This window comes from Mesorhizobium sp. CCNWLY176 (assembly GCF_037153935.1).
GTDB lineage: Bacteria > Pseudomonadota > Alphaproteobacteria > Rhizobiales > Rhizobiaceae > Mesorhizobium_M > Mesorhizobium_M zhangyense.
The window spans coordinates 1-24247 of sequence record NZ_JBBBDZ010000021.1 but is presented as its reverse complement, the minus strand read 5'-3'; the positions used below and the strand labels follow the sequence as shown (position 1 = coordinate 24247).

Sequence of the window (24247 nt, the reverse complement as noted above, 5' to 3'; positions counted from 1 at the left end):
GGACGACCAGCATGAATGCGTGTCGCCGAAACGGTATGTTCAAGACCTTAGGTAACGCATGCTCTGGTGTTCAATGTCTCGGACACACACCCGCCGAGACCAGCAGTGTCGGTCATCGACAAATCGGCTCGCACCACGGTGTGGGATCATCTCTGTCTCCCGCCCGTGTTTGCCGAGCGTTCGGCGAAAGCCTGCAGCCCGCGCTTGGCGTCATCGCTGGTGAAGGTGCGGTGCCCGAGCCTGGCCTCCTCGGCAAAGGCCTCGTCCAGAGGCAGATCCTGGAGTGTCAGCACGGCTTCCTTGATGGTCTGGATCGCGGTCGGGCTGAAGGCGGCGATCTGCGCGGCGATCTCCTGGGCGAGCGGCTCGACCTGATCTGGCGCGACGACCTGGTTGACGACGCCCTTCGCTGCCATTTCGTCGGCGCGAAACCGCCGCCCCGAGAGCAGTATCTCCATGGCATGGGCGTAGCCGATCTGGCGAACCAGTCTCACCAGCGTACCGCCGGCGGGCACAAAGCCGTGGGTCGGTTCTGGAAGCTGGAACATGGCATCGGTGGAGGCGATGCGGATGTCCGTCGCAAGCATGATCTCGAAGCCGCCGCCGATGCACAGACCGCGCACCGCGCAGACGATGGGTTTGTAGAATTTCAGCCCCTTGAGATGAGCCGGATCCCAGGCGCTGATGTCGAAACGGTCGCTGGCCAGCGCCGGGATGGACTCCGTCAGGTCCGCGCCGACACAGAATGCGCGCTCGCCTGCACCCGCCAGGACGACCGCCCGAACATCGTCGTCGTCGCGAACGGCCATGAAGGCCTTGCCCAGATCCTCGTACATGGCAAGCGAAAGGGCATTGAGTTTTTCAGGACGCGAGAGGCGGATCGTCGCGACGTGACCGGAGCACTGCAGTTCGATCGCCATCTCAGATCGCTCCATCCTCGGCGAGCTTGCTCAGCTCTTCGGGCGTAAGACCCACCAGCCGCGAATAGACGAAGGTGTTGTGTTCGCCGGGGTTGGGCGCTTTGGCGCAAGCATTGCCGGGCGTCCCGGAAAGCTTGATCGGCAGCCCGAACATGCGCACGAGCTTGCCGCCGACCGGTACCTTGACGATCATGTCGCGCGCCGCGATGTGCGGGTCCTCCACCACCTCCGCGATGGTCTTGATCGCGCTGAGCGGGATGCGGTCGCCAGCCAGTTCTTCAAGCTCGGCCTTGGTGTAGGCGCTGAACCAGCGTTCCAGGAGGGGTTTGACGCGCCGCTCGGCGACACTCTGGTCGAAACGCTTTTCCATCGTGTCGATCTCGGGATCGTTGGCGACTTCCGGCTCGCCGAAAAGCTCGCAGGTGATCCTCCAGAACTTGTCCGTGTAGCCGCCGAAGAAGACGTAGCCGTCCTTGCAGGGAAACTGGCCGTAGGGTCGGACGAAAGGATGCTCATTGCCGAGCGGCGAGGCAACGTCTCCTTCCATGGTGTAGCGGACCACCGCGTTCTCGGTCAGGGTGAGCACGGAATCCTGCTGCGAGATATCGACCACCTGCCCCTCGCCGCCGCGCTCGGCTTCGCGCAGCGCCGCAAGCGTCCCGATCGCAGCGTAAAGCGAAGCCGCCAGATCGCCGATGATCGTGCCGACCCGCACTGGCGGCCGGTCGGCATAGCCGTTCATCGACCAAAGGCCGCCGGCAGCCTGGCCGGTGTTGTCGTAAGCGGGACGCGAGGCGTTCGGGCCGGTGCGGCCGAACCCGCTGATCGCCGTGTAGATCAGGCGTGGATTCTCCTTCTTCAGCACCTCATAACCGAGCCCGAGGCGCTCCATGGTCCCAGGCCGGAAATTCTCCACCAGCACGTCCGCCCGACGCACCAGCTTGCGAAGCAGCGTCTTGCCCTCGGCAGACTTCATGTTCAGCGTGATGCCGAGCTTGTTGCGGTTGAATTGCGTGAAGAAGGCGCTGAATTCCTCGTCATCGCCAGACACGAAGGGCGGGAACGTCCGCGCATAGTCGGGATCGTCGGGATGCTCGACCTTGATCACCGTCGCGCCAAGATCGGCCAGCAGCATGGAGCAGAACGGGCCAGCCACCACCCGCGTTATGTCGAGTACGGTGACGCCCTTCAGGGGACCGGATCCGGTGACCCCGGCTCCGGTGGCTGCAAATTCTTCCGACATTTATTTCTCCCTAAGGGGCAATTCTTCGAGATGATCCCGGCGCTAACAATATCTCGCCGCTACATCAACCAATGTCATAAGCGTGCGTTTCTCACATAGTCGGCTCGGAACCGCTGCCCGCGATCATCGCCTGCGCCACTTTCGAGCCTGTGGGCCGCCCGAGTTCGGCCGAGATGAAGAGGCCCGCATCAATGACGGAGCCAAGATCGACGCCGGTCTCCACTCCCATTCCGTGAAGCATGAACAGCAGATCTTCGGTCGAAACGTTTCCAGTCGCGCCGCGTGCATAGGGACAACCGCCCAGCCCGGCGACCGAGCTGTCCACGACAGCTACGCCTTCTTCGAGGCATGCGAGAATATTGGCCAGTGCTTGACCGCGCGTATCGTGGAAGTGGACCGCCAACGCGTCGATCCCGATATCCTGAGCGACGGCACGGACGACCGCGCGGGCTTGCCGCGGCGTGCCAATGCCGATGGTATCGCCGAGCGAAATCTCGTAACAGCCAAGCTGTGCGAGCCTCTGCGATACGGAAACCACCGCATCGATCGCCACCGGCCCCTCATACGGGCACCCGAGTACGCATGATACGTAGCCGCGAACTGCCACACGGTTCGCATTTGCCATCTCGATGACGGGGCGGAACCGCTCGATGCTCTCAGCGATCGAGCAGTTTATGTTCCTCGCGGAAAACGTCTCCGATGCCGATGCGAAGATGGCTACCTCTCTTACGCCGGCCTCGATCGCAGCGGCCATGCCTTGCTGATTGGGAACCAGCACCGGATAGCGGACTTCATCGGCCATCGGCAGTTGCCTGACGACCTGATCGGTATCGGCCATCTGAGGGATACGCTTTGGGGAAACAAAGCTGCCCACCTCGATTGAGCGAAGCCCCGCCGCAGCGAGGCGCTTAATGAGTTCGAGCCTTGTCGTGACGGGAATGGCGACTTTTTCGTTCTGAAGACCGTCTCGTGGTCCCACCTCCACGATCCGTACACTCTCCGGCATGTCTCTTCTCCGATAATTTCGGAGCGACACTAGGCCGAACATGCACGACGACAGAATGTCATTATTCACATAATTTGCCGCTAGTTATGTGAATAAAGTACATTCTCGGCAGTACGTAAGTATGTCAGTGCAGTGCGAGGCCCACATGAGCAGAAGAAGAGCCGCCAGAATGGAGGAGCAAATGTCCAGTCGTGCCGGCACTATCTCGGCCAGCGCCCGGACGAGTGAAAGTGCCGAGGCTGCCCTTTATTATCGACGCCTCCTGGAGCTTCTCGACAGCAACGCACTGCTTTCAAGCTTCGAGCAACTGGCTATCGAGGCCAGGAATGTAGCCTGGGGTGGGGAGTTGGCCGACTCGATCGGCGATGCCGTCGCCACGGCCGTGCGGTTGCGCGAGAACTTCGAACTCAAGCGCAAGCGGGAGATCGAGCTCTCGGCCCTCTATGAGACCGCGCGCGATCTGTCCGCGCTTCGTGACACGGACCAGATTCTGCAGGCGATCGTCCAGCGCGCCAGGCAGCTGGTTGGCAGCGACATAGCCTATCTATCAGCTGCCGACGAAGAGCACGGCGATTTCTACGTACGAACGACAGAGGGCGTTATCTCCCAGGATTTCGCGAGAATCCGGGTGCCCCGCAACATCGGCGTGTGTGGAAGCGTTGCCCGGACGAGGAGACCGTTTTATTCGAGCAACTATTCGGCCGATCGCAATTTCGACCACGACGCGAGCATCGATCGGGCCACTAGCGGTGAAGGTATCGTCTCCATCCTGGGCATTCCCCTCGAACTCGAGGCCTACGTCATGGGCGTGCTCTTCGTCGGAGATCGCTACGTCCGCTCCTATACGCCACAGGAGATGGCAGTCCTTTCGTCTCTCAGCACATTCGCAGCCCTTGCGATCGAGAACGCAAGACTGCTCGAAGAAGCGCAACGCGCGCTTCTCTTGGCAAGGGAAGCCAATGCAGCACTCAGAACCAAGGCGGATGACATCGAGCAAGCCGCGGTCGCGCATGAGCAACTCACTGAGTTGATCGCGCGGGGCGGCTCACTGGATGATCTGGTAAATCGGGTTTCAAATTTGTTGAAGGGCCAAGCCGGCGTTGTCGACGAGAGCAGGAACCTTATTTCGGGAGCCTTTGCCGACCATCTCACAGATGAGGCCCTCGCCAAAGCCGTACGCGAAAGCGACCGCATAGGCCGATCGGTGTCGCTTCCGGCGACGGACGGGAGCGTCACGGTGGTTACGGCAGTGATGGGAGGCTCGGCTCGCCTGGGTGCACTCGTCTTTATCCGCAGCAGACCCCTTTCAGCGCCTGAGACGCGCACGCTCGAGCGCAGTGCGATCGTCACGGGCATCGTGCTCCTTTCCCTCGACCGGATCGCGCAGATCGCGCATCGCAACGTTGCCGATACTGTTTCAGCGCTTCTGCGGGGAACCACCGATCCGTTCTCGCCTGAAGGGGCGCGGCGGCTGCCACCGGGGATTTCCCTTTCATGGCCGGTGACGGTGATGCTTGTGGAACTGGTCACGGTTACATCAGCCCAGGCGGCGTCGGCGCTGCGCTCGATTCTGGCCGGTCGCGATACAATTTTCGCAGAGTTCAATGGGGATCTGGCGATCGTCACGAATGCTCCAGATCCAGGCAGTCTCGCCAACCGAATATCGGAAAAGCTAGAGGAAGCATTCGGCCACAGGTCCAGTATCGTGATCTCCGATCCGATTGCCACCTTAGACAAGGTGCCGGTCGAATATGAAGGATTGCGTCGATGCTTTGGCCTGATGCGCGGTCTCAAGCAACAGGGTCGGGTCGTGTTCGAGAAGACACTGTCGGTTTATGCGCTGCTGTTTCACAACAAGGGAGAGAACGCGGTCGACTTGTTTCTGCGCTCCTCGATCGGCTCACTCGTTGAACATGACGAAAGACGCAAGAGCCAGCTCGCGTCCACGCTGCTTGCTTATCTCGATACGGGGCGCAGCGCACAGAAGGCCGCTGAGATGTTGGGCATTCACGTCAACACGATGCGCCAGCGGCTCGATGCGATCTCGCTGATCAACCCTGATTGGGCCGATCCTTCGAGAACGTTGGAAGTCCATATTGCGCTACGCCTTCATATCCTCGGACAGGCCACCTGATCTGCGCATTATCCCTGTGATGAAGCCACAAGGAAGCGCGGCCTAAGTGTAAGCCCTGCACATTGTTCCCGGGGTAGAGACCCACTTAGGTTCTGAGAAAATACTCAGTGGGAGACTCGTTTTCATGTCCGTCAACAGCCGCATTCCGGGGTTCTACAAGCTCACACCGCCGGAGCGCTTCAAGACCATAGTCGAACGCAGCGGCTTGTCCGAAGGCGATCTCGCAAGCTTGGCCGCAACGGACGGGAAAATGCTGGCGATCGCCGACCGCATGGTCGAGAACGTCGTTGGAACCTTGCCGATACCGCTCGGCGTAGCGGCCAACTTCACCATCAACGGCCGCGACTACCTGATCCCGATGGCAACGGAAGAACCTTCCGTTGTTGCGGCGGCAAGCAACATGGCCTCCGTTGCGCGTATCCACGGAGGATTCCGCACGTCGAGCGATCAGCCCATCATGATCTCGCAGATTCAGGTGGTCGGCGCAAAAGATCCCCAGGCCGCCCGTCTCCGGCTCTATGAGAGGCGGCAGGATCTGCTCGATCTCGCCAACGAGCAGGATCCGTTGTTGGTCAAGCTCGGAGGCGGCGCGAAGGACATTGAAGTGCGTATCGTCGAAGCCTCTGGCAAGACCTATGTCGTTTTGCACCTTATCGTCGATGTTCGCGACGCCATGGGAGCAAATGCGGTGAACACCATGGCGGAGGCGCTGGCGCCGCTTGTCGAACAGATAACCGGCGCGCGCGTTCGCCTGCGTATTCTGTCCAACAAGGCAGACCGGCGGCTTGCACGGGTCCGTGCCACTTACGACTGCCAGGCTCTTGGCGGGCCGGATGTCGTGGACGGTATCATCGATGCCTATGCTTTTGCAGCGGCGGACCCCTATCGCGCGGCAACGCACAACAAGGGGATCATGAACGGGATCACCGCCGTCGTGCTTGCGACCGGTAACGACACGCGCGCCGTGGAAGCCGGCGCACATTGCCATGCGGCGGCGCAGGGTCGCTACACGTCCCTATCGCATTACGAGAAGGATGACGCCGGCAACCTCGTCGGCACACTGGAAGTACCCATGGCCGTAGGATTGGTCGGGGGCGCCACCAAGACCCATCCGGTTGCGCAAGCCGCAGTAAAGCTGCTGGCCGTCAAAGGCGCTCAGGAGCTTGCCGAGGTCATTGTTGCTGTCGGGCTTGCCCAGAACACCGGAGCCCTTCGCGCCTTGTCCGCCGAGGGGATACAGAAGGGTCACATGTCGCTTCATGCCCGTAACATCGCCGTTGCAGCCGGGGCTGACGGCGATGAAATCGAGAAAGTGGTGTCCCGCCTGAAGGATGGGGGGCACGTCCGGCTCGACAAGGCACAGGCTGTTCTTGCCGAGCTTAGGCAATCCGGCGGCTAACCCCGGAGCCGCAGACGGGCTCTATCATCCCGTGCACCAATAGAGTGGCCGGTACACGATATCATTATTTTACCACCCGTTTTGGCCGGTCCAGACCGTGCTGCGAAGGGTGGAGTTGGCCGGAAGGCGCGTCGGTTCTGGTGCGATGCTGTTCTGTGCGGGCGGCGCATCAAGCTTCATCGTCGCATCAGTGATCGCCGATGACGGAGGCGCAATGGCCCGCTGGCGCCAGATCGTCCCGGAGCAGATTTTCCGTTGTTCCGCTTCAGCTCCAGGACCGTATTTGCTTCAGGCGTGCTGGCCTTCATCGGTCGTCGCACATACAATGCGCGAAGCGAAGCAATGGACCTGCGATGGCGAAGTCACGAGAAGCGGCTGAACAACTGGCGCAGCTTACAATCACTATCCGCAGGGACATCATCTTTGGCGCCTATGCACCGGGCACATGGCTGAAGCTGAGTGATCTGCAGCAGCGATATGACGCGAGCGCGTTCCACATCCGCCGTGCACTGGATCAGTTAAAGAACGACAAATTGGTCGACCATGTTGCCAATGCCGGATTTCGCGTCGCTACGCTCGACGTGACCGCCCGCACCGAAACGCTGTTCGTGCGCACGGTGCTCGAACGCAGCGCGGCCCATCTGATCACCGCAAGGGCCAACGCGGACGACATCGTGGAACTGCGACGGCTCGCCCAACTGTTCGACGCCAGCATCACCGAAGAAGGGCGCCAAGCACAGGCGAGCGCCAACCACAATTTTCACGCCTATCTATATTCGATCGCGCGCAATGTCGTGTTGAGCGAAACCATCAACGAAATGCGCAATCGCAGCGGGCAGTTCACCGCCGGCCGCTGGCGTTCGGTGGAAGGGCTGCAGGCGAGCAGCCGTGACCATTTCGCAATCATCACGGCCATTGAGGAGCGCGACCCCTATGAGGTCGAGCAGGCCATCGTCAGCCACATCAAGGCATTCTGACGGCGCGCCAGCGGGAACTCAGCCCAGCGCGTCCCAGCAGGCGCGCGACAGTTCCGCGATCGCGACGGTCGAGGCGACACGGCCCGGCAGGCCATTAGGCATGACCTTAGGCACCTGGTCGGTGGTCACGCTCATGATGTAAAGCGGCGCGTCGTCCTTGAAGACGATCGCCGCGTCCATCCAGCCACGCTCCCCCCAGCCCGTCTTGTTGGCCACAATCGTCATCGTCGGCAAATGGCCAGGAATCATGCTGCGAAAGCGCTGCCAGGTGAGGAAGCGCAGCGCCATCGCGCAGTTGGCGGCGTCGACGCCGAGACGCTCGGTTGCCGCCGCATCGCCATTGGCACCGGCGAGGATCAGTTGCAAGAGCAACACCTGATCACAGGCCGTTGTCGTCGTCACATGCTCGAGCGCGTGGGCGGGCGACAATCCGACCGGCGGCAGGCGGGTGCGGTGGGTGGTGTTTTCCATGCCGATGCGGTGGCAATAGGCGGTAAACTCGGGAATCTCCAGATCCTTCATCACCTCGTAGGTACAGATATTGTCGCTGGTGATGATCATCTGCAGGATCGCGTCGCGCATCGGGAATGTCAGGCCGGGCGTCATGTACTGACACACGCCCGACAGGATTCCTGGCTGCTGCTCCTTCCTGATGACGACGGTCTGCTCGAGGTCGAGGCGCCCTTCGGCGGCGGCGTTCAGGGCCGCCATCATGACCGATATCTTGCGGACGCTGGCCGATGGCAGGACGACATCGCCGCCGCGCGTCAGCTCTTCCCCGCTGGCCGCCAGCCGGACATGCCAATAGATATCGAAGCCGCGATTTTCGGACAGCGCCTGAAGCCGGGCATTCAGTTGCGATGCATTCATTTCATCATTCCTCAAAACCGGTCCTGGACCTACCCACGTCGATGGCGTGTTGGAAGGGCGTGCGCTCGACAGGTAAGCGCACGCACGCATGTCACTTGATGGAGACATTCCACAGCGTCGGGGCATCGAAAGGCGATGCTTCGATGCCTTGCAGACGCTTGTTGAAGCCGTTTGCCTGCGTCATGTGAAAGAGACTGACGGCGGGAACTTCCTCGATGAACAGGGCGTAAATTTCATCGGAGATCGCACGAACCTGATCCGGATCGGTCGCTGCAAGACCCTTGTTGAGAAGGGCAATGGCGCGCTCATCCTTCCAGACCTTGCGCGATTCCGGTCCGATGATGCGTTCCCAGGCACCCATCGGGTCAAAGCGGCCCGAATAGCTGAACGACTGCGCCTGATAGTTGCCCTTGGTATAGCGTTCGAGCTGCAGACCCCATTCCAACGTCTCGATCGTCACATTGATGCCGGCCGCCTGCAACTGGCTCTGGATGATAATCGCCTGGTCGAACATCGACTGGAAGCTCTTGTTGGCGATGATGGTGATGGGCTCGCCCTTGTAGCCCGCTTCCGCCAGCAGCTCGCGGGTCCGGTCGGGATTGGCCGCTATCGGCTCGTCCTTGATCGGCGAATAATACCGGCTGACGCGCGGCATCGGCGTGGTCGTACCCTTGGACAGGCCGTAGGTGACGCCCTGCGCGACAGCCTCGCGGTCGATGGCCGATGCAATCGCCTGACGTAGCGCCTTGTTCTGGAGCAGCGGATCCGTCTGGCTGAGCAGCAGCGCATACCAGACGGTGGTCTCGGACAGCACCACGTCCAGCGACGGCTCTGCCTGAATCTGCTTCACCGACTGACTTGAGACCGAGGAGAGATCGAGCTCGCCCGAACGCAGGCCGACAATTCGCGCCGCCGGATCGGTGACGACGGAAAAGCGAATCTTGTCGACCAGGGCTTCCTTGCGGCCGGCACGGCCGCTGGGATCGCCGGGCGGCGAGGTATAGTTGGCAAAGCGGTTGACCTCGGCATATTCGCCGATGCGCCGTTCTCCGGCCGTAAAAGGACCGGTGCCAATGACCGATCCCCAACTGCCGTCGGCTTTAAGTGAGTCCCGGTGGAATACCGGCGTGCCGGCGCAGTCGGTGCGTGCCAGGGAATAGATGAACGAGCCTTTCGCCGCTTCGAGCCGATAGACCACCGTCAGCGGATCCGGCGTTTCGACAGACGCGACCTTGACGTTGCCTTCGAACACCGCCTTGCAGCGCCAAACCGAACCCTCCGCCATCAGATAGTCCCACGACCATTTGACGTCCGCGGAGGTAAGCACCTTGCCGTTATGGAATTTCACGCCGTCCCGCAGCTTGAAGACATAGGTCTTGCCTTCGTCCTCCACCGAATACGACTCCGCCAGAACGGGGGCGATCTCGAGAGTGTTGCTGTAGGCGACGAGACCCTCGACGATGTGCATGTGGACCGGATCGGACATGCCGTCGGTTTGGCGCGCCGGATCGACACCGCGGATGTCTTCGTTGAGCGCAACGCGGATGGTGCCGCGGTCCTGTGCAAGCGCTGGATCGGCATTCGCCATACCAGCCGAAATTATTGCAGCGACGGCGAACAGAGCCTTTGTTCGACTTGTCGAGTTTTGGAAATTCCGAAGCATATCAATGTCTCCCATTGTGTCTTCATTATTATGGCGATCGCGATGAACGCCTGTAATTTCACCCGATAGATTGCTGGTTCTCAGGCCAACTGCCCGTCCACCTCCAGTGCTTTGATTGAAACCGAAGCGGGGTTGATGACCGGCGCAGCTTCGACAAGCCGGCGGGTATAGGGATGGCTTGGGCGGTCGAGGACCGCGGCTGTCAGGCCCTCCTCGACGACGCTGCCATTTTCCATCACCACGACGCGCTGGGCGATGCGGCGCACCGCGGAGAGGTCGTGACTGATGAACAGGCACGCAAAGCCGTAGCGAGCCTGGAGCGACAACAGCAGCGCCAGCACCTGCGCTTGAATCGTCATGTCGAGCGCCGAGACCGGCTCGTCCGCGACCACGAAGGCCGGGCGCCGCACGATCGCCCTGGCGATGGCGATGCGCTGGCGCTGGCCGCCCGACAGTTCGTGCGGGAAGCGGCGTTCCATACCGGAGAGTCCGACATCGGCCATGGTTTCGGCCACCCGCGCATCTTTCTCCGCGCTGGTCATATCGCCGACATGGCGCAACGGCTCGCGCACGATCGCGCCGATGCGCTGGCGCGGGTCGAGCGACGAATAGGGATCCTGGAACACCATCTGGCAGGCTAGGCGGGCGTCTCGGTCGGCCGCACCGCTTAACGTGATCGCACGACCGCGAAAGGTCACCTTCCCCGATGCCAGCGGTAGAAGACCGAGGATGGCCCGGCCCATCGTCGTCTTGCCCGAGCCACTGCCGCCGACCAGCGCCACTGTCTCACCTTCGCCGATCGACAGATCGACGCCGTTGACGGCGTGGGTGCTGCGTCCGGGAAATGTCACCGCGACAGCCTCGGCCCGCACCAGCTCGCGCGGCGATTTCCCCGCAGGAGCCGAAGGGGCACCGTCGCTGCGGCGGGCGGCAGCCACCAGTTCCTGCGTATAGGGATGCCCGGCCTTCTCGATGATGCGTGCGGTCGAACCGCGCTCGACCACATCGCCGGCCTTGAGCACCGTCATCTCCTGCGTGTAGCGGGAGACAAGGCCAAGATTGTGCGTGATGAGCAGCACCGCCGTGCCATTCTCCCGCGCCAGTTCCACCATCAGGTCCAGCACTTCGCGCTGGGCCAGCGTATCGAGCGCCGTCGTCGGTTCGTCGGCGACCAGCAGGCGCGGCTTCAGCAGCATGACCGAGGCCAGCAGGATGCGCTGGCGCATGCCGCCGGAGAACTGATGCGGAAAGGCGCGCAGGCAGGCTTCGGGATCGGCGATGTGGACCCGTTCCAGCATGGCAAGGGAGAGCGCCTTGATCTCCGCCCGCGACAGGCGCCTGTGCTGCGCCAGACCTTCGGCCATCTGGGATCCGATGGTGATCGCCGGATTGAGCGAGACCATCGGTTCCTGGAACACCATGCCCGCGCCCGGGCCGCGCAAGGCGCGCATGCGGCGCTCACTGGCGAGGGTGATGTCTTCACCGTTCAGGCGGATCGAGCCGCCGGTGATCCGCAGTCCACCTGGCAGCAGGCGCATAACGGCGCGCGCCGCCATGGTCTTGCCGCTGCCCGATTCGCCGACAAGGGCGGAGAGCTGGCCCGCAGCGACGGAGAGGTCGATGCCATGCAGCACTTCGGCGTGGCTGGTGGCGACGCGCAGGCCGCTGATTTCAAGAACCGGCGCGCTCATATTGCCGCCATCCGCGGGTCGAGGCGGTCACGCAGCGCATCGCCGAGCAGGTTGGTGCCGAGCAGCGCAATCGAGATGCAGATGCCGGGCGCGAGGCTGAGCCAGAGCGCCTGTTCGAAGAACGGCTGGCTGGAGGCCAACATGTTGCCCCAGGTCGGAGCGGGCGGCGGCACGCCGAGCCCGAGGAAGGAGAGCGCGCTTTCAGACAGGATCGCCCAGCCGAACATCGAGGTCCCGAGGACGGTGATCGGTGCCAGGCAGTTGGGCAGGATGTGCGCGAGCATCGTGTAAAGTTCCGAGTTTCCGATGACGCGCGACGCCTCGACATATTCCTTCTCGCGCGCCGAAAGGACCGTGCTGCGGACAACGCGCATCACGCCGGGCAGGTAGGCGATGGCGAGTGCGATCACGATGCCATTGCGGCCCGCGCCGACAATGACGATCAACGTCAGGGCGAGCAGGATGCCGGGGAAGGCAAGCAGCGCATCGCTGACGGCGGAGATGCCGCGCGCGGTCCAGCCGCGGGCGCTGCCGGCAAGCATGCCGATGATGGTGCCGGCGGTTATCGCCAGCGCCACCGTCACGGCCGCGATGCTCAGGCTGGCTGTTGCGCCTGTCATGAGCCGGCTCAGCACATCGCGGCCAAATTCGTCGGTGCCAAGCCAGTGCACAGGCGACGGTGGACCCAGTCGGTTGAGCATGTCGAGACGCAGCGGATCATACGGCGTCCAGAAGGCGCCAATGATGGCTGCAGTCAGCAGCAGGCCCGTCAGCGCGCCGCCGGCAATGAGATTTGCCTTGTTCATCATCGTGCTACTCCACCGTTATGCGCGGATCGAAGACCGGGTAGAGCAGGTCGACAACAAGATTGATGAGAACGAAGACCGTCGCCGTCAGCAGCAGGCAGCCCTGGACGACGGGATAGTCCCGGGCGAAAATCGATTCCACCAGCAGGCGGCCGATACCCGGCAGGGTGAACACCGTCTCGAGCACGGCAATGCCGCCGAGCAGGTTGCCGAGCATCAGCCCGATCAGGGTGAGCGTCGGCGCGAAGGCGTTGGGGAAGACATGGCGCAACAGCACCCGCCACTCGGGAACGCCCTTGGCGCGGGCGTGGGTGACATATTCCAACCGCAGCACTTCGATGGTGCTGGCGCGTGCCATGCGGATGAGCACGCCGGTTTCGATCAGAGCCAGCGTGATGACCGGCAGGATGATGAAGGAAGCAGCGCGCAGCAGATTCTCGTCGAAGCCGACGAAGCCGAGAACCGGGACCCAGCCCAGCTTGAGGCCGAAGATCAGCAGCATGATAAGCCCGAGCCAGAAGCTCGGAATGGATAGCAGCAGCGTTGCAACCGAGACGGCGACGATGTCGATCAGGCTGTTCTGCCGCCAAGCCGCGATCATGCCGGCCGGCACCGCGATCACCACGGCGATAAAGACCGCCAGAACGACAATCGACGCAGTGACTGCGAAACGGTCCAGAATGAGCGGCAGGACGACCTGCCCCGTGCGGGTGGATATGCCGAAATCGCCCGACAGGACACTGGCGAGCCAGTAGCCGAACTGGATCGGCAAGGGCTGATCCAGCCCCCAGCGGCTGCGCAGGATCTCGAGCTGCGCGTCGGTCGCCGACTCGCCCAGCATCAACGACGCCGGATCTCCGGGTATCATGCGCATGATCAGGAACACGGCGATGCCAACCAGCGACAGCGTCACAGCTGTCATCGCGGTTCGGCGCAGAAAATAGCGAAACATCGATACTCCGATCTCAGGCAGCCGCGGCGGACTGTGGTGTGAGACTATAGGTCGTCGACGCCCGGTTCAGCGCCGGCAGCGGTGTTATCTCGATCGTTCCGGCGGTGCTGTCGATCATCAGGGTGGCGACCGTCGCGGTCAGATTGCCGCGGCTGTTCGGCAGCGGCGCACGGCAGACGGCATAGGGCGCGCCGAAATCGTCGCGCAGCGCCGAAACGACGTCCTCCGGCGTGATCTTGCCGATGCTCGGCTCGAGCAGGCTGCGCACGCGGTGGTCGCGGTAGAGGCTGTCGGGCGTGTTGCGAATGCCGACATCGCGATACTTCGCCAGCGCCGACGCGTTGGTCCAGTGGTTGGCATGCACCAGCAGCCCATTGTCGGGATAGATCGCAAAGGCTTCGCGCGGGGCGCATTCGAAGTCGATGGCGACACCGTCGCGATGGCTGAGGATGAGATTGTTCGAGGTCAGCTTGTCCGTCGCTACGATGACGCCGATCGCTTGGGCATAGGTCTCGGCCTCCAGCGCCTTGCGGCGCACCAAGGCGAGCGGAATGCCCGGCGACTCGAAGTCGCGATCGGACTCAATGTAATTGGCGGTGATGGCGATGCCAGCCGCGTTGAGCCCGGCGCGCGACAGCGCCCCCGCCTCGGCGAAGGTCAGTACGTCCGGACCGTCATCACGGCGGACGAGCATGACAATCGAGGTCTCGGCGCATTCGGCTTTCCAGTCCCAGTTCAGGGCATGAATGAGGCGGCCGTCGCGGGTTGCCTCCGGCAGGATAACCACGCCGGTGCAGCCATCGGGCGCAACACTTTCGCTAGCGCGCGCCGCGTCACGAACTTCCCGCGCCTCGTAGAGCAGCTCGGTCCGCGCGTTGAGCAGCACGACCGCCTCGAAGTCGACCGCGGCACCCTCCGCGATCCCCCGCATCTCTTCGACCATGCCTGCATCAAAGGCCTGTATCCGCGGCAGATACCCTTCGACATGCCGGCCGATCGCGGCGCGGTCGAGGCCATAGGCGGAGAACTGCGACAGATAGTGGCCGATGCCGCGCTTGATGCGTTCCGCAGCCTGTTGCCCATGCATGCGGCCACGCTCTCGCGGCGAACCATGGATCTCGATGAACGGGAACTGCGACACTGACATGCAAGCCTCATTTTTATGTACATAAATAATATGCGCACCTCGGAATAAAAGGCAAGAGCATTTGCTAATTATGATTTTTCGGTCAATTCACACGCATTTGCCGATATTTTATGCGCAAAAAATGACAAAATTAACCGACGAGTGGGAGCTTTTTCGGGACAAAGAGCCGCTTTCACGGGGGAACATCGCGAAATTCGCGAGAATAGGTGGTCGAGAAGGCTGGTAGAGAGGTTTTCAGTTGCAGCCTCTCTGGTCGGGTATCTGATCGGTAGCTGGAGGCTCCGACCTGGACGTTCGACCGGGCAGCCAGTGCCGTCGGCAGGTTGGCGCCGCTTCCTATGTTGCTGCGCTCCGCGTTGGGTAGCAGAAGGGGATTATTTCAGAGTGACGGGAACGACTGTAGCGGGTTTCCGCTACCAAATCTTCCAGACACACACCGATCAGCAGCCTTGTAGCGCAAGCGCGCGAGGCTTTTCGGTTGTTCAATCGACCAAACCCCTTTGCAGCATCGAACTTTGTGCGGCATAAAAAGCCTGATCCTGACGGGTCGTGGGCAACTCTGGGGCATGGATTGGCATGAGGACAAACAACAGCGCTGGAAGACGCGTTCTTGCGTGGGCGATTGTGAGCGCGGCGATGCTGGCCGCTCATTCGGCCCGAGCCGATACGATAAGCGAAGTCGTCGGCGACTGGACGGCCAGCGTCGAGGATGTCAACACCGGCCAGGACCAGCGCAAGACCTGCACTGCAACTGCATCGGCCAAGGATCCCGACGACACCACCTGGACACTCAAGGTCGGCATTTCGAACGGCGACGTGCTGCCGCCGGAAGCCTATCCCGCCGTCACGGTGAGCGCCGAGAAAGGCGATTTTCCCGAAGGCGAAGGCATTCCGGCGGTGTTTAATGTCGATGGCACCAAAGTGGAGGTGACCGTTCTCGGCGAAGTCACCGATACCGGCCATCAATGGGTCATGGAAAACGACAGCGACACCAGCCAGGCCCTGTTTGCGGCGATGAACGATGCCGATGCAGTTACCTTTGAGCTTCAGGATTCGCCGGTCGCTTCCCTGCCCATCGGCGGCTTCGACGAAGCCTATCGCCAGCTGGGCGAATGGTGCGGCTTTCCCACCGAGGACGTGGCGCCCGCCGAGTAAACTTCACGTGTACGGGCCCGGATGAGGCCGCGTTGCGTCTTCCTAGCCGCAACCCCTCCCCTATCTCTCCTCCTGTCCGGGACGAAACCGGGCGCGAAAGGCGTTAGCGAGACAGGAAGCCAGTTTGGCTTTCGACCACGCCATTCAGGGAGAGAAACATGAAAACGATTATCGGACTTGCCGCGCTGTTCATTGGCACCGCGTCGGCGATGGCTGCCGAACCGGCCATGACAACCGATCATGGCGGCATGAAAGTCTATACGGATATGAAGGGCATGACGCTCTACACATTCGACAAGGATGCGGCCGGCAAATCGAACTGCAACGCCGAATGCGCGATGAAATGGCCGCCCTTCAAGGCCGAAGCCGATGCCAAGGCGGAAGGCGAATGGTCCGTTGTCAAGCGCGAGGACGGTTCGATGATGTGGGCCTATGACGGCAAACCGCTCTATTATTTCGCCCAGGACAAGGCTGCCGGCGACATGAAGGGCGACGGCATGGGCGGCGCCTGGCATCTGGTCAAGGCGGACTGACGCTCGGCTTTAGACAGGGAGCTTTACCCGCGTGAAAATCGAGCCGGCGACCTGCGTCGCCGGCGATCTAGCTCATTTGTTGTGGAGATAGGCTTCGAGCGAATCGTCCAGCGCGTCCAGCCATGGCGTGTGATGCTTGGGTGCCATGGTGCCGGTCATCAGCGATTTATAGCCGTGGTTGCGGAAGCCCATGATGTCTTCCATCTTGTGGTGCTCCCACTCCATGAAAGTCTTGTTGACGGCCTCGATATCGAAGTCGGGATAGTCGGTCGCGTCGATCAGTTCCTTGGTGTAGTCGCCCTGGAACCAGATCATCTGCTCGGCGTCTTCCAGCTTTTCCTCGCGCTCGCGCCATTTCTGGCCGTCGGCTGCCATCGCTTCCTTTGACGGCAGCCTGATGCGTCCGAGGATGACGTCACGGGCGTACCAGGCCTGCGCGTCGAACATGTTGAAGGTGTAGAACTGGTCCTGCATGCCGATATAGAACAGCTTCGGATTATGCTCCCAGACCACGCCCTTGTAGAGATCGAGCGGCCACAGCCGGTTCGCGGTCTTCAGGCGCAGATCGTCGGTCAGGAACGGGAAATGGTGGAGATAGCCGGTGCACATGATGATGGCATCGACATCGCGTGAGGTGCCGTCCTTGAAGTAGCAGGTCTTGCCCTCGACCCGCATCAGCAGCGGCACTTCCTTCCAGTTGTCCGGCCAGTTAAAGCCCATCGGCTTCGAGCGGTAGCTGGTCGTGATCGACTTCGCGCCGTATTTGTAGCACTGCGAGCCGATGTCCTCGGCCGAGTAGCTGCGGCCGATGATGAGGATATCCTTGTCCTTGAATTCGAGCGCATCGCGGAAATCATGCGAATGCATGACACGGCCGGCAAACTTGGCGATGCCCTCGAAATAGGGAACGTTCGGCGACGAGAAATGGCCGGACGCGACGACCACGTAATCGAATTCTTCCGCGTAGACGACGTCGTTGGTGCGGTCGTGGACGGTAACGGTGAACTTCTCGGTCGCATCCGAATAGGTCACCATGCGAACCGGGCTGTTGAAGCGCACCCATTTGCGCACGTCGGCCTTCTCGACACGGCCCTTGATGTAGTCCCAGAGCACGGCGCGCGGCGGATAGGAGGCGATCGGCCGGCCGAAATGCTCTTCGAATGTATAGTCGGCGAATTCCAGGCACTCCTTCGGCCCGTTCGACCAGAGGTAGCGGTACATGCTGCCATGAACGGCGTCGCCATGCTCGTCCACGCCGGTGCGCCAGGTATAGTTCCACAGGCCGCCCCAATCCGATTGCTTTTCGAAGCAGACGACTTCGGGGATTTCCGCACCCTTTGCCGCTGCCGACTGGAATGCCCGAAGCTGTGCAAGGCCGGAAGGTCCGGCGCCGATGACTGCTACCCTCTTGCTCATGCAATCCCCTCCAGGACTCTTTTTCTTGTGCGAAAGAAATTTCACTGACAGTAGATTATTGGGTTCTGCGTTGCTGTCAACACGTTCCGTTCGGCAGGCGAATGCTCCTGCAAACAGCCGCCGGCAATTGTCCTTAAGCCTCTCCTCTGTGCTAGGTTGAGACAAACGGGCCTTGCCTTCAAGCATCTGTCTGCGTATTCTTTTGATTGAAATAATTTTACAGGCAGGAAACATTCGGTCGGGAGGCCGCCATGTCGCAAGCCGTCTATCCAAACGTAATCGCCGGCCCCCCACGACCGAGCGCGATCCTGACGCCTGGGCTGCTTGCGCTGCCTGCGGGGATGGAGCGCTATCAGGTGGCGGGTGCAGGTGCGGTGTTCATCAGCATCGAAGCCGGCGATACGATTACGATCCGCGATGTCGAGGGTGGGCAAGCCTGCGAGCTCGTGGCAGCAGACGGTTCGGGAAAGACCGATGCCGGCATTCTGGGCACGAAGGCCAACAGCAACGCAGCGGGGCTGAAGGCGCTGTTGCTGGACGACAATGAAAGCCTGCGCGCCTTTCGCCAGAGCCTGGTGCGGCGCTCGATCGATCTGGCCGAGCCGCAAGCGGTGCGCCTGTTCGGCAGCACCAGCCTTGCCGGTTCCGAAGAGACTTTTACCGTCGCCCGCGACGGCAGCCTGATCATCGCAGCACCCGGCGGGCCGATGCCGGTCGACGGCCACGACACGGCGACACCGCTGCTGGTCGTGGTCCAGCGCGCGCGCATCCGGCCTGCGGGAAAGTCCGACCTGCCCGAGCCGCTGGCCGACCCGGTTCTCGACCTGCGCGTCAAATCGAAGACGGCGCAGAGCTATTTCGTCAAGGCCGGCGACTTCATCCAGATCATCGATGTCGATGGGCGCCAGTGCACCGACTTCCAGTGCTTTTCGGCGCGCAAGCTCGACAAGGGCAAGGACCATCCGCTCGACGTGACGGTCACCCGCTCGCTGATGGGCACCAGCTATCCCATGCCCGGCCTGCACTCGAAGTACTACGACCAGGACATGGAGCCGCTGGTCGAGGTGGTGCAGGACACCTGCGGCCGCCACGACGCCTTCGCGCTCGCCTGCTACGCCAAATATTACGACGACATCGGTTATCCCGGTCACCTCAACTGCACCGAGAACTTCAACGGCGCGCTTGCCGACAAGGGTGTTGCACCCCGCGGCGGCTGGATGGCGATCAACTTCTTCTTCAACACCGGCATCGACGCCCATGGCGTCATCTATTCCGACGAGCCATGGTCGCGGCCCGGCGACTATGTGCTGCTGCGCGCGCTGACCGACATCGTCTGCGTCTCGTCCGCCTGTCCCGACGACACGACGCCGTCCAACGGCTGGAACCTCACCGACATTCATGTGCGCACCTATTCGGGCGCGCAGAAATTCTCACGCGCCATCGCCACACGACCGACCCCGGATGCCGAGCCAAAAATGACCCGTGAAACCGCCTTCCATTCCAGCTTTGCCAAGCACACGCGCGACTTCGTCGAATATCGCGGCTACTGGCTCGCCAATTCCTTTGCCAAGGAAGGACCGCTGGAGGAATACTGGGCCTGCCGCGAGAAGGCCGTCGTCATGGACCTGTCGCCGCTGCGCAAGTTCGAGGTCACCGGCCCGGATTCCGAGGCGCTTCTGCAATACACCTTAACGCGCGACATCAAAAAACTCGCCGTCGGCCAGGTCGTCTACACCGCCATGTGCTACGAGCATGGCGGCATGATCGATGACGGCACGCTGCTGCGTCTGGGCAAGGACAATTTCCGCTGGATCGGCGGCGACGACTACAGCGGCACCTGGCTGCGCGAGACGGCACAAAAACTCGGCCTGAAAGTGCTGGTGCGCTCCTCCACCGACCAGATGCACAACATCGCCGTGCAGGGCCCGAAGAGCCGCGACATCCTGAAGGAAATCGTCTGGACCTCGCCCGTCCAACCGTCGATCGCCGAGCTCGAATGGTTCCGCTTTGCTGTCGCCCGCATTGGTGACGCGCAGGGCGTGCCGATCGTCGTTTCCCGCACCGGCTACACCGGCGAACTCGGCTACGAGATCTGGTGCCATCCGCGCGATGCCGAACAGGTCTTCGATGCCGTATGGCAGGCCGGCCAGCCATATGGCCTGAAGCCGATGGGTCTGCTGGCGCTCGACATGGTGCGCATCGAGGCCGGGCTGATCTTTGCCGGCTACGACTTCTCCGACCAGACCGACCCGTTCGAGGCCGGCATCGGTTTCACCGTGCCGCTGAAGAGCAAGACCGACGACTTTATCGGCCGCGACGCACTGATCCGGCGCAAGGAGCATCCGGCGCGAAAACTCGTCGGCCTCGACATCGACGCCAATGTCGCGGTCGGCCATGGCGACTGCATCCATGTCGGCCGCGCCCAGATCGGCGAGGTCACGTCCAGCATGCGCTCGCCGGTGCTCGGCAAGACCATCGCGCTCGCCCGCCTCGACGTAGCCCACGCCGATATCGGCACCGAGGTCGAGATCGGCAAGCTCGACGGCCACCAGAAGCGCCTTCCGGCCAAAGTCGTGCCCTTCGCCCACTACGATCCGCAGAAGACAAAGCCGAGGTCGTAGGAAACCGCAGTTCAGGCGGGTTCGAACGAGCCCGCCCCGCGCTGCAAAGCCGTTCATTCCCGAAACGCCACCGTCCGCGCAAATCCATTCCTTGCGCGCAGGGCGTTTCGCGGCGTAAGTGCCGCTGCCTTGAGAGCCATATCGCCCGAATGCCCGAGTTCCTGTCAGTCCTGAAACGGTTGCTTCCTGCCCTGCCACCCGTCAGCAATGCGGAGCGGCTGCGCATCTGCGTGGGCGCGCTGATAGGCATTTTCTTCACCGGGCTCGCCACCAAGATCGCCTTCAGCTCCTCCGGTGCATCGCCACTGCTGATCGCCCCAATGGGTGCCTCGGCCGTCCTGCTCTTTGCCACGCCCTCCAGCCCACTGGCGCAGCCCTGGTCGATCATCGGCGGCAACCTTGTCGCCGCGCTCATCGGCATCACCTGCGCGCGATGGCTAGATGATCCGCTCATTGCTTCGACGATCGCGATCACCGCCTCGATCGGCGCCATGCTGTTGCTGCGCTGCCTGCACCCGCCAAGCGGCGCGGTAGCACTCACCGCCGTGCTCGGCGGCCCGGCGGTGCACGCCGCCGGCTACGGTTTCGCGCTGTGGCCCGTCGGCGTGAACACGTTGCTGTTGCTGGCCGCTGCCCTTGCCTTCAACAATCTGACCGGCCGCCGCTATCCGCATCTTACGCCGGCACCAGCCGCCAATCCGCACAAGACCGCCGATCCCGTCCCGACCGCTCGCCTCGGCTTCACGGCGGCCGATCTCGAAGCCGCCTTGAAACGCTATGACGAGGTGGTCAATGTCAGCACCGACGACCTCGACGCGCTGCTGCACGAGACCGAGATGCAGGCCTATCACCGCCGCTTCGGCGTCATCCGCTGCGCCGACATCATGTCCCGCGACGTAGCGACGGTCTCGCCGCAGACCTCCCTTCGCGACACCTGGAAAGAGCTTTGCGACCATCGCATCAAGGCCCTCCCGGTGATCGACGATGCCCGCAATGTCGTCGGCATCGTGACGCAGACCGACTTCATGCAAAGCGCCGATTGGGGTCCGCGCGGAGAACTGCATCTCGGCCTCGGCAAGCGCCTGCGGCATGCGGTCAAACCCCGGCGCAGTTTAAACAAAACCGTCAGCGACATCATGAGCACGCCGGTGCGTTTCGCAGCACCCCACACGCCGGTCGCCGAGCTTGTGCCTGTCATGGCCGATGCCGGCCTGCACCATCTTCCGGTCATCGATGCCGACAGGAAGCTCGTCGGCATCATCACGCAGTCGGACCTGATCGCAGCGCTTTATCATGGTGCTCTTTCCGATCGACCCGAGGCCGCGGAACCGGCTCTCGTCGCCGCGCAATAGCCGGCGGTCCCCCTCTCCCATAAAGCTTTGCCGGCGTGACGTGCCGGCCCCTTGCCGTCTGATCGCGGCTGAAATCCGCGCGTCTGCGAATGTGATCGGCGCGGTCAAACAAAATACTTGACGCCACCTACGGCTGTGTCAATCTTCACTGTTAGGAAAAAAAGAAAACTAAGCGGAAAAGCTGATCAGGCCCGTGGAGGCGCACGCCGATCAGCACAAAAAGCAATTCTTCCGGGAACACTTCATCAACAATGGGGAACTTCGACAATGAGTTCGACGGTTAGCTATGCGCCCGCGAGCGATGGCGAATTGCACAGGACGATCGACTGGCGCGGCGCCTTCTGGGTGGCCAGCGGCGTCCCGCCACTTGTTCTATTCTCGATCGGCGGCATCGCCGGCACGGCCGGAAATGTCGCCTTTCTGATCTGGATTTTCTCCATGCTGATGGGGTTCCTCCAGTCTTTCACCTATGCCGAGATCGCCGGCCTCTTTCCCAACAAATCGGGCGGCGCTTCGGTCTATGGCGCAACCGCCTGGCTGCGCTATTCCAAATTCGTCGCGCCCCTCTCGGTCTGGTGCAACTGGTTTGCCTGGTCGCCGGTCCTGTCTCTCGGCTGCTCCATTGCAGCCGCCTATATGCTCAACGCTCTGGCGCCGATCCCCGGCTTCACCGAAACCTCGCCGGAAGTGTTGACCTATATCGCGGCCAATGCCGGCACCAGCGCAGCAGATGCCATTGCGGCCGTAACAACCGCGGCGACGCCCGGTATCCGCACATGGACGCTCTACAGCCATTCGCTCGGCCCGGTCGGCTTCTCCCTCAACGCGACCTTCTGGATTGGTGCTGTGCTGATGCTGATCACCTTCGCGATCCAGCATCGCGGCATCCTCGGCACCGCCAATGTGCAGCGCGTCGTCGGCCTGCTCGTCATCGTGCCGCTGCTGATCGTCGGCATCGTCCCGATCCTCACCGGCCAGATCAACTGGGACAACTATTCGCCCATCGTCCCGCTCGCCGCTGCTTACGCGCCGGAGCCGGGCGCCTGGAACACAGCCGGCTGGACGCTGATCCTCGGCGGCATGTTCATCGCCGCGTGGTCGACTTACGGCTTTGAGACTGCGGTGTGCTACACGCGCGAATTCAAGAACCCGGCGACCGACACCTTCAAGGCCATTTTCTATTCCGGCCTGCTCTGCATGCTGCTGTTCATGATCGTGCCCTTCACCTTCCAGGGCGTGCTCGGCCTGAACGGCATGCTCGCAACCCCGATCGTTGACGGTTCCGGCGTTGCCGACGCGCTCGCCGGCATGGTCGGCGGCGGCGGGCTGGTGAAAAGCCTGCTCATCATGCTGATGATCCTGGCCCTGCTGCTGTCGATCATGACGGCGATGGCAGGCTCGTCGCGCACCCTTTATCAGGGTTCGGTGGACGGCTGGCTGCCGAAGTATCTCAGCCACGTCAACGCGCATGGCGCGCCGACACGGGCGATGTGGACCGACCTCGTCGTCAACCTCATCGTGCTGGCCATCGCCTCGACCGACGCAACGAGCTTCTTCTTCATCCTCGCCGTGTCGAATTGCGGTTACATCATCTTCAACTTCCTCAACCTGAACGCCGGCTGGATTCACCGCATGGACAATGGCCATATCGCCCGGCCATGGCGGGCACCAACCTGGCTGATCGTGGTCGGCGGCGTCTTCGCCTATGTGAACGCGATCTTCATGGGCGCCGGCGCCAAGGTGTGGAACCCGTCGGCGCTGTGGGCCGGACTGTTCACCGCAGCGCTGATCATCCCGGTCTTCTGCTTCCGCCACTACATCCAGGACGGCGGCAAGTTCCCGGATCACATGCTCGACGATCTCGGCATGAAGCAAAGCGACTTGAAAACGAGGAAGGCCGGCATCCTGCCCTATCTGACGCTGGTTGCCGGCCTGGCCGTGGTGCTGATTGCGAACTGGTACTTCGTGATCTGAAGATCGAGCAAGCAAGTCTCGGCCATCGAAAGCCGGCCTACGGGCCGGCTTTTTTCATCCTTCAAAGACGAATTCTTGGCATCAAAAATAATTCTTACTGTGAAATTTTCTTTCATACAGGTTGACGAGAAGCCCTCGAAATGGCTTATTGTCAGTCCTGAAAGAAACGGTGGAAATCAGGATTTCCGGGCCTTGAAGCGTTGCTTTCGTGCTGGTCGCCTGCGACCGGCCGGAGTTTGATTTTGCCGCCTATTCCCTGCCTCATTCAGCCCGCTGCGACCACACAAGAATTCAATATGGGAGGACCCATTTCCATGGCCGACGTAAAGAGCGACATCGAGATAGCGCGTGGCGCGAAGAAGAAGGTTATCCAGGAGATCGGCGGCAA

The 24247-nt window shown here is 61.9% G+C and carries 18 protein-coding genes; 8 read left to right on the top strand and 10 right to left on the bottom strand.

All coding sequences use genetic code 11. From position 1 onward, the window contains the following. Positions 1–146: 146 nt before the first annotated feature. The 3 genes from WBQ96_RS25515 to WBQ96_RS25505 all read right to left on the bottom strand — a co-directional run bounded on the left by WBQ96_RS25515 (position 147) and on the right by WBQ96_RS25505 (position 3169). Positions 147–920 (bottom strand): enoyl-CoA hydratase/isomerase family protein, encoded by a 774-nt coding sequence (locus tag WBQ96_RS25515; RefSeq protein ID WP_336555216.1) that lies wholly within the window; start codon positions 918–920, stop codon positions 147–149. 1 nt (position 921) lies between these two features. Next, on the bottom strand, positions 922–2163 hold the full coding sequence (locus WBQ96_RS25510) for a CaiB/BaiF CoA transferase family protein (RefSeq protein ID WP_336555214.1): 1242 nt from the start codon (positions 2161–2163) through the stop codon (positions 922–924). A gap of 91 nt (positions 2164–2254) precedes the next feature. Beyond that, positions 2255–3169, bottom strand: a complete 915-nt coding sequence (locus WBQ96_RS25505) for a hydroxymethylglutaryl-CoA lyase (RefSeq protein ID WP_336555212.1) — start codon at positions 3167–3169, stop codon at positions 2255–2257. Positions 3170–3350: 181 nt separating this feature from the next. Between WBQ96_RS25505 and WBQ96_RS25500 the strand changes: the two genes are divergently transcribed. The 3 genes from WBQ96_RS25500 (at position 3351) to WBQ96_RS25490 (ending at position 7679) form a co-directional block, all read left to right on the top strand. Next, complete coding sequence (locus WBQ96_RS25500; RefSeq protein WP_337035943.1) at positions 3351–5303, top strand: helix-turn-helix domain-containing protein; 1953 nt, start codon at positions 3351–3353, stop codon at positions 5301–5303. 55 nt (positions 5304–5358) lie between these two features. After that, entirely contained in the window at positions 5359–6702 is a 1344-nt protein-coding gene (locus tag WBQ96_RS25495; protein ID WP_336555462.1) for a hydroxymethylglutaryl-CoA reductase, degradative, read from the top strand. 353 nt (positions 6703–7055) lie between these two features. After that, positions 7056–7679 carry a GntR family transcriptional regulator gene (locus WBQ96_RS25490; protein ID WP_336555208.1) on the top strand — a complete coding sequence of 208 codons (624 nt, stop codon included), beginning with the start codon at positions 7056–7058 and terminating at the stop codon, positions 7677–7679. Between the two features lie 18 nt (positions 7680–7697). Here WBQ96_RS25490 and WBQ96_RS25485 read toward each other — a convergent pair whose 3' ends face one another. The 6 genes from WBQ96_RS25485 to WBQ96_RS25460 all read right to left on the bottom strand — a co-directional run bounded on the left by WBQ96_RS25485 (position 7698) and on the right by WBQ96_RS25460 (position 14808). Continuing rightward, a complete protein-coding gene (locus tag WBQ96_RS25485; RefSeq protein WP_336555206.1) occupies positions 7698–8549 on the bottom strand; it encodes a serine hydrolase in 852 nt (283 codons plus the stop codon). A gap of 91 nt (positions 8550–8640) precedes the next feature. Next, positions 8641–10212, bottom strand: a complete 1572-nt coding sequence (locus WBQ96_RS25480) for an ABC transporter substrate-binding protein (RefSeq protein ID WP_336555204.1) — start codon at positions 10210–10212, stop codon at positions 8641–8643. An 80-nt stretch (positions 10213–10292) separates the two neighbouring features. Further along, positions 10293–11903, bottom strand: a complete 1611-nt coding sequence (locus WBQ96_RS25475; RefSeq protein ID WP_336555202.1) for an ABC transporter ATP-binding protein — start codon at positions 11901–11903, stop codon at positions 10293–10295. Then, positions 11900–12712: an ABC transporter permease gene (locus tag WBQ96_RS25470; RefSeq protein ID WP_165121202.1), complete on the bottom strand. Its 813-nt coding sequence runs from the start codon at positions 12710–12712 to the stop codon at positions 11900–11902. The genes WBQ96_RS25475 and WBQ96_RS25470 overlap by 4 nt, the downstream gene beginning before the upstream one ends. 4 nt (positions 12713–12716) lie before the next feature. Next, positions 12717–13661, bottom strand: a complete 945-nt coding sequence (locus WBQ96_RS25465; RefSeq protein WP_336555201.1) for an ABC transporter permease — start codon at positions 13659–13661, stop codon at positions 12717–12719. 13 nt (positions 13662–13674) lie between these two features. After that, positions 13675–14808, bottom strand: a complete 1134-nt coding sequence (locus tag WBQ96_RS25460) for a C45 family peptidase (protein ID WP_336555199.1) — start codon at positions 14806–14808, stop codon at positions 13675–13677. Between the two features lie 636 nt (positions 14809–15444). On the opposite strand from WBQ96_RS25460, the gene WBQ96_RS25455 reads away from it, so the two are divergent. Both WBQ96_RS25455 and WBQ96_RS25450 read left to right on the top strand, forming a co-directional pair. Beyond that, a complete protein-coding gene (locus WBQ96_RS25455; RefSeq protein ID WP_336555197.1) occupies positions 15445–15963 on the top strand; it encodes a hypothetical protein in 519 nt (172 codons plus the stop codon). Positions 15964–16121: 158 nt separating this feature from the next. After that, positions 16122–16496 carry a COG4315 family predicted lipoprotein gene (locus WBQ96_RS25450; protein WP_165121198.1) on the top strand — a complete coding sequence of 125 codons (375 nt, stop codon included), beginning with the start codon at positions 16122–16124 and terminating at the stop codon, positions 16494–16496. Between the two features lie 72 nt (positions 16497–16568). Here WBQ96_RS25450 and WBQ96_RS25445 read toward each other — a convergent pair whose 3' ends face one another. Beyond that, positions 16569–17912 carry an NAD(P)/FAD-dependent oxidoreductase gene (locus WBQ96_RS25445; RefSeq protein WP_336555194.1) on the bottom strand — a complete coding sequence of 448 codons (1344 nt, stop codon included), beginning with the start codon at positions 17910–17912 and terminating at the stop codon, positions 16569–16571. Between the two features lie 251 nt (positions 17913–18163). Between WBQ96_RS25445 and WBQ96_RS25440 the strand changes: the two genes are divergently transcribed. From WBQ96_RS25440 to WBQ96_RS25430, 3 genes are all read left to right on the top strand, one after another. Continuing rightward, positions 18164–20533: a DUF1989 domain-containing protein gene (locus WBQ96_RS25440; protein WP_336555193.1), complete on the top strand. Its 2370-nt coding sequence runs from the start codon at positions 18164–18166 to the stop codon at positions 20531–20533. A 149-nt stretch (positions 20534–20682) separates the two neighbouring features. Beyond that, positions 20683–21885, top strand: a complete 1203-nt coding sequence (locus WBQ96_RS25435) for an HPP family protein (RefSeq protein WP_336555191.1) — start codon at positions 20683–20685, stop codon at positions 21883–21885. Between the two features lie 267 nt (positions 21886–22152). Next, positions 22153–23859 carry an APC family permease gene (locus WBQ96_RS25430; RefSeq protein WP_336555189.1) on the top strand — a complete coding sequence of 569 codons (1707 nt, stop codon included), beginning with the start codon at positions 22153–22155 and terminating at the stop codon, positions 23857–23859. Positions 23860–24247: the final 388 nt, after the last annotated feature.

Excerpts from the sequence above, each read along its gene's own strand:
- WBQ96_RS25515 (WP_336555216.1), bottom strand. The coding sequence starts at position 920 with ATGGCGATCGAACTGCAGTGCTCCGGTCACGTCGCGACGATCCGCCTC.
- WBQ96_RS25510 (WP_336555214.1), bottom strand. The coding sequence starts at position 2,163 with ATGTCGGAAGAATTTGCAGCCACCGGAGCCGGGGTCACCGGATCCGGT.
- WBQ96_RS25505 (WP_336555212.1), bottom strand. The coding sequence starts at position 3,169 with ATGCCGGAGAGTGTACGGATCGTGGAGGTGGGACCACGAGACGGTCTT.
- WBQ96_RS25500 (WP_337035943.1), top strand. The coding sequence starts at position 3,351 with ATGTCCAGTCGTGCCGGCACTATCTCGGCCAGCGCCCGGACGAGTGAA.
- WBQ96_RS25490 (WP_336555208.1), top strand. The coding sequence starts at position 7,056 with ATGGCGAAGTCACGAGAAGCGGCTGAACAACTGGCGCAGCTTACAATC.
- WBQ96_RS25485 (WP_336555206.1), bottom strand. The coding sequence starts at position 8,549 with ATGAATGCATCGCAACTGAATGCCCGGCTTCAGGCGCTGTCCGAAAAT.
- WBQ96_RS25480 (WP_336555204.1), bottom strand. The coding sequence starts at position 10,212 with ATGCTTCGGAATTTCCAAAACTCGACAAGTCGAACAAAGGCTCTGTTC.
- WBQ96_RS25475 (WP_336555202.1), bottom strand. The coding sequence starts at position 11,903 with ATGAGCGCGCCGGTTCTTGAAATCAGCGGCCTGCGCGTCGCCACCAGC.
- WBQ96_RS25470 (WP_165121202.1), bottom strand. The coding sequence starts at position 12,712 with ATGATGAACAAGGCAAATCTCATTGCCGGCGGCGCGCTGACGGGCCTG.
- WBQ96_RS25465 (WP_336555201.1), bottom strand. The coding sequence starts at position 13,661 with ATGTTTCGCTATTTTCTGCGCCGAACCGCGATGACAGCTGTGACGCTG.
- WBQ96_RS25460 (WP_336555199.1), bottom strand. The coding sequence starts at position 14,808 with ATGTCAGTGTCGCAGTTCCCGTTCATCGAGATCCATGGTTCGCCGCGA.
- WBQ96_RS25455 (WP_336555197.1), top strand. The coding sequence starts at position 15,445 with ATGCTGGCCGCTCATTCGGCCCGAGCCGATACGATAAGCGAAGTCGTC.
- WBQ96_RS25450 (WP_165121198.1), top strand. The coding sequence starts at position 16,122 with ATGAAAACGATTATCGGACTTGCCGCGCTGTTCATTGGCACCGCGTCG.
- WBQ96_RS25445 (WP_336555194.1), bottom strand. The coding sequence starts at position 17,912 with ATGAGCAAGAGGGTAGCAGTCATCGGCGCCGGACCTTCCGGCCTTGCA.
- WBQ96_RS25440 (WP_336555193.1), top strand. The coding sequence starts at position 18,164 with ATGTCGCAAGCCGTCTATCCAAACGTAATCGCCGGCCCCCCACGACCG.
- WBQ96_RS25435 (WP_336555191.1), top strand. The coding sequence starts at position 20,683 with ATGCCCGAGTTCCTGTCAGTCCTGAAACGGTTGCTTCCTGCCCTGCCA.
- WBQ96_RS25430 (WP_336555189.1), top strand. The coding sequence starts at position 22,153 with ATGAGTTCGACGGTTAGCTATGCGCCCGCGAGCGATGGCGAATTGCAC.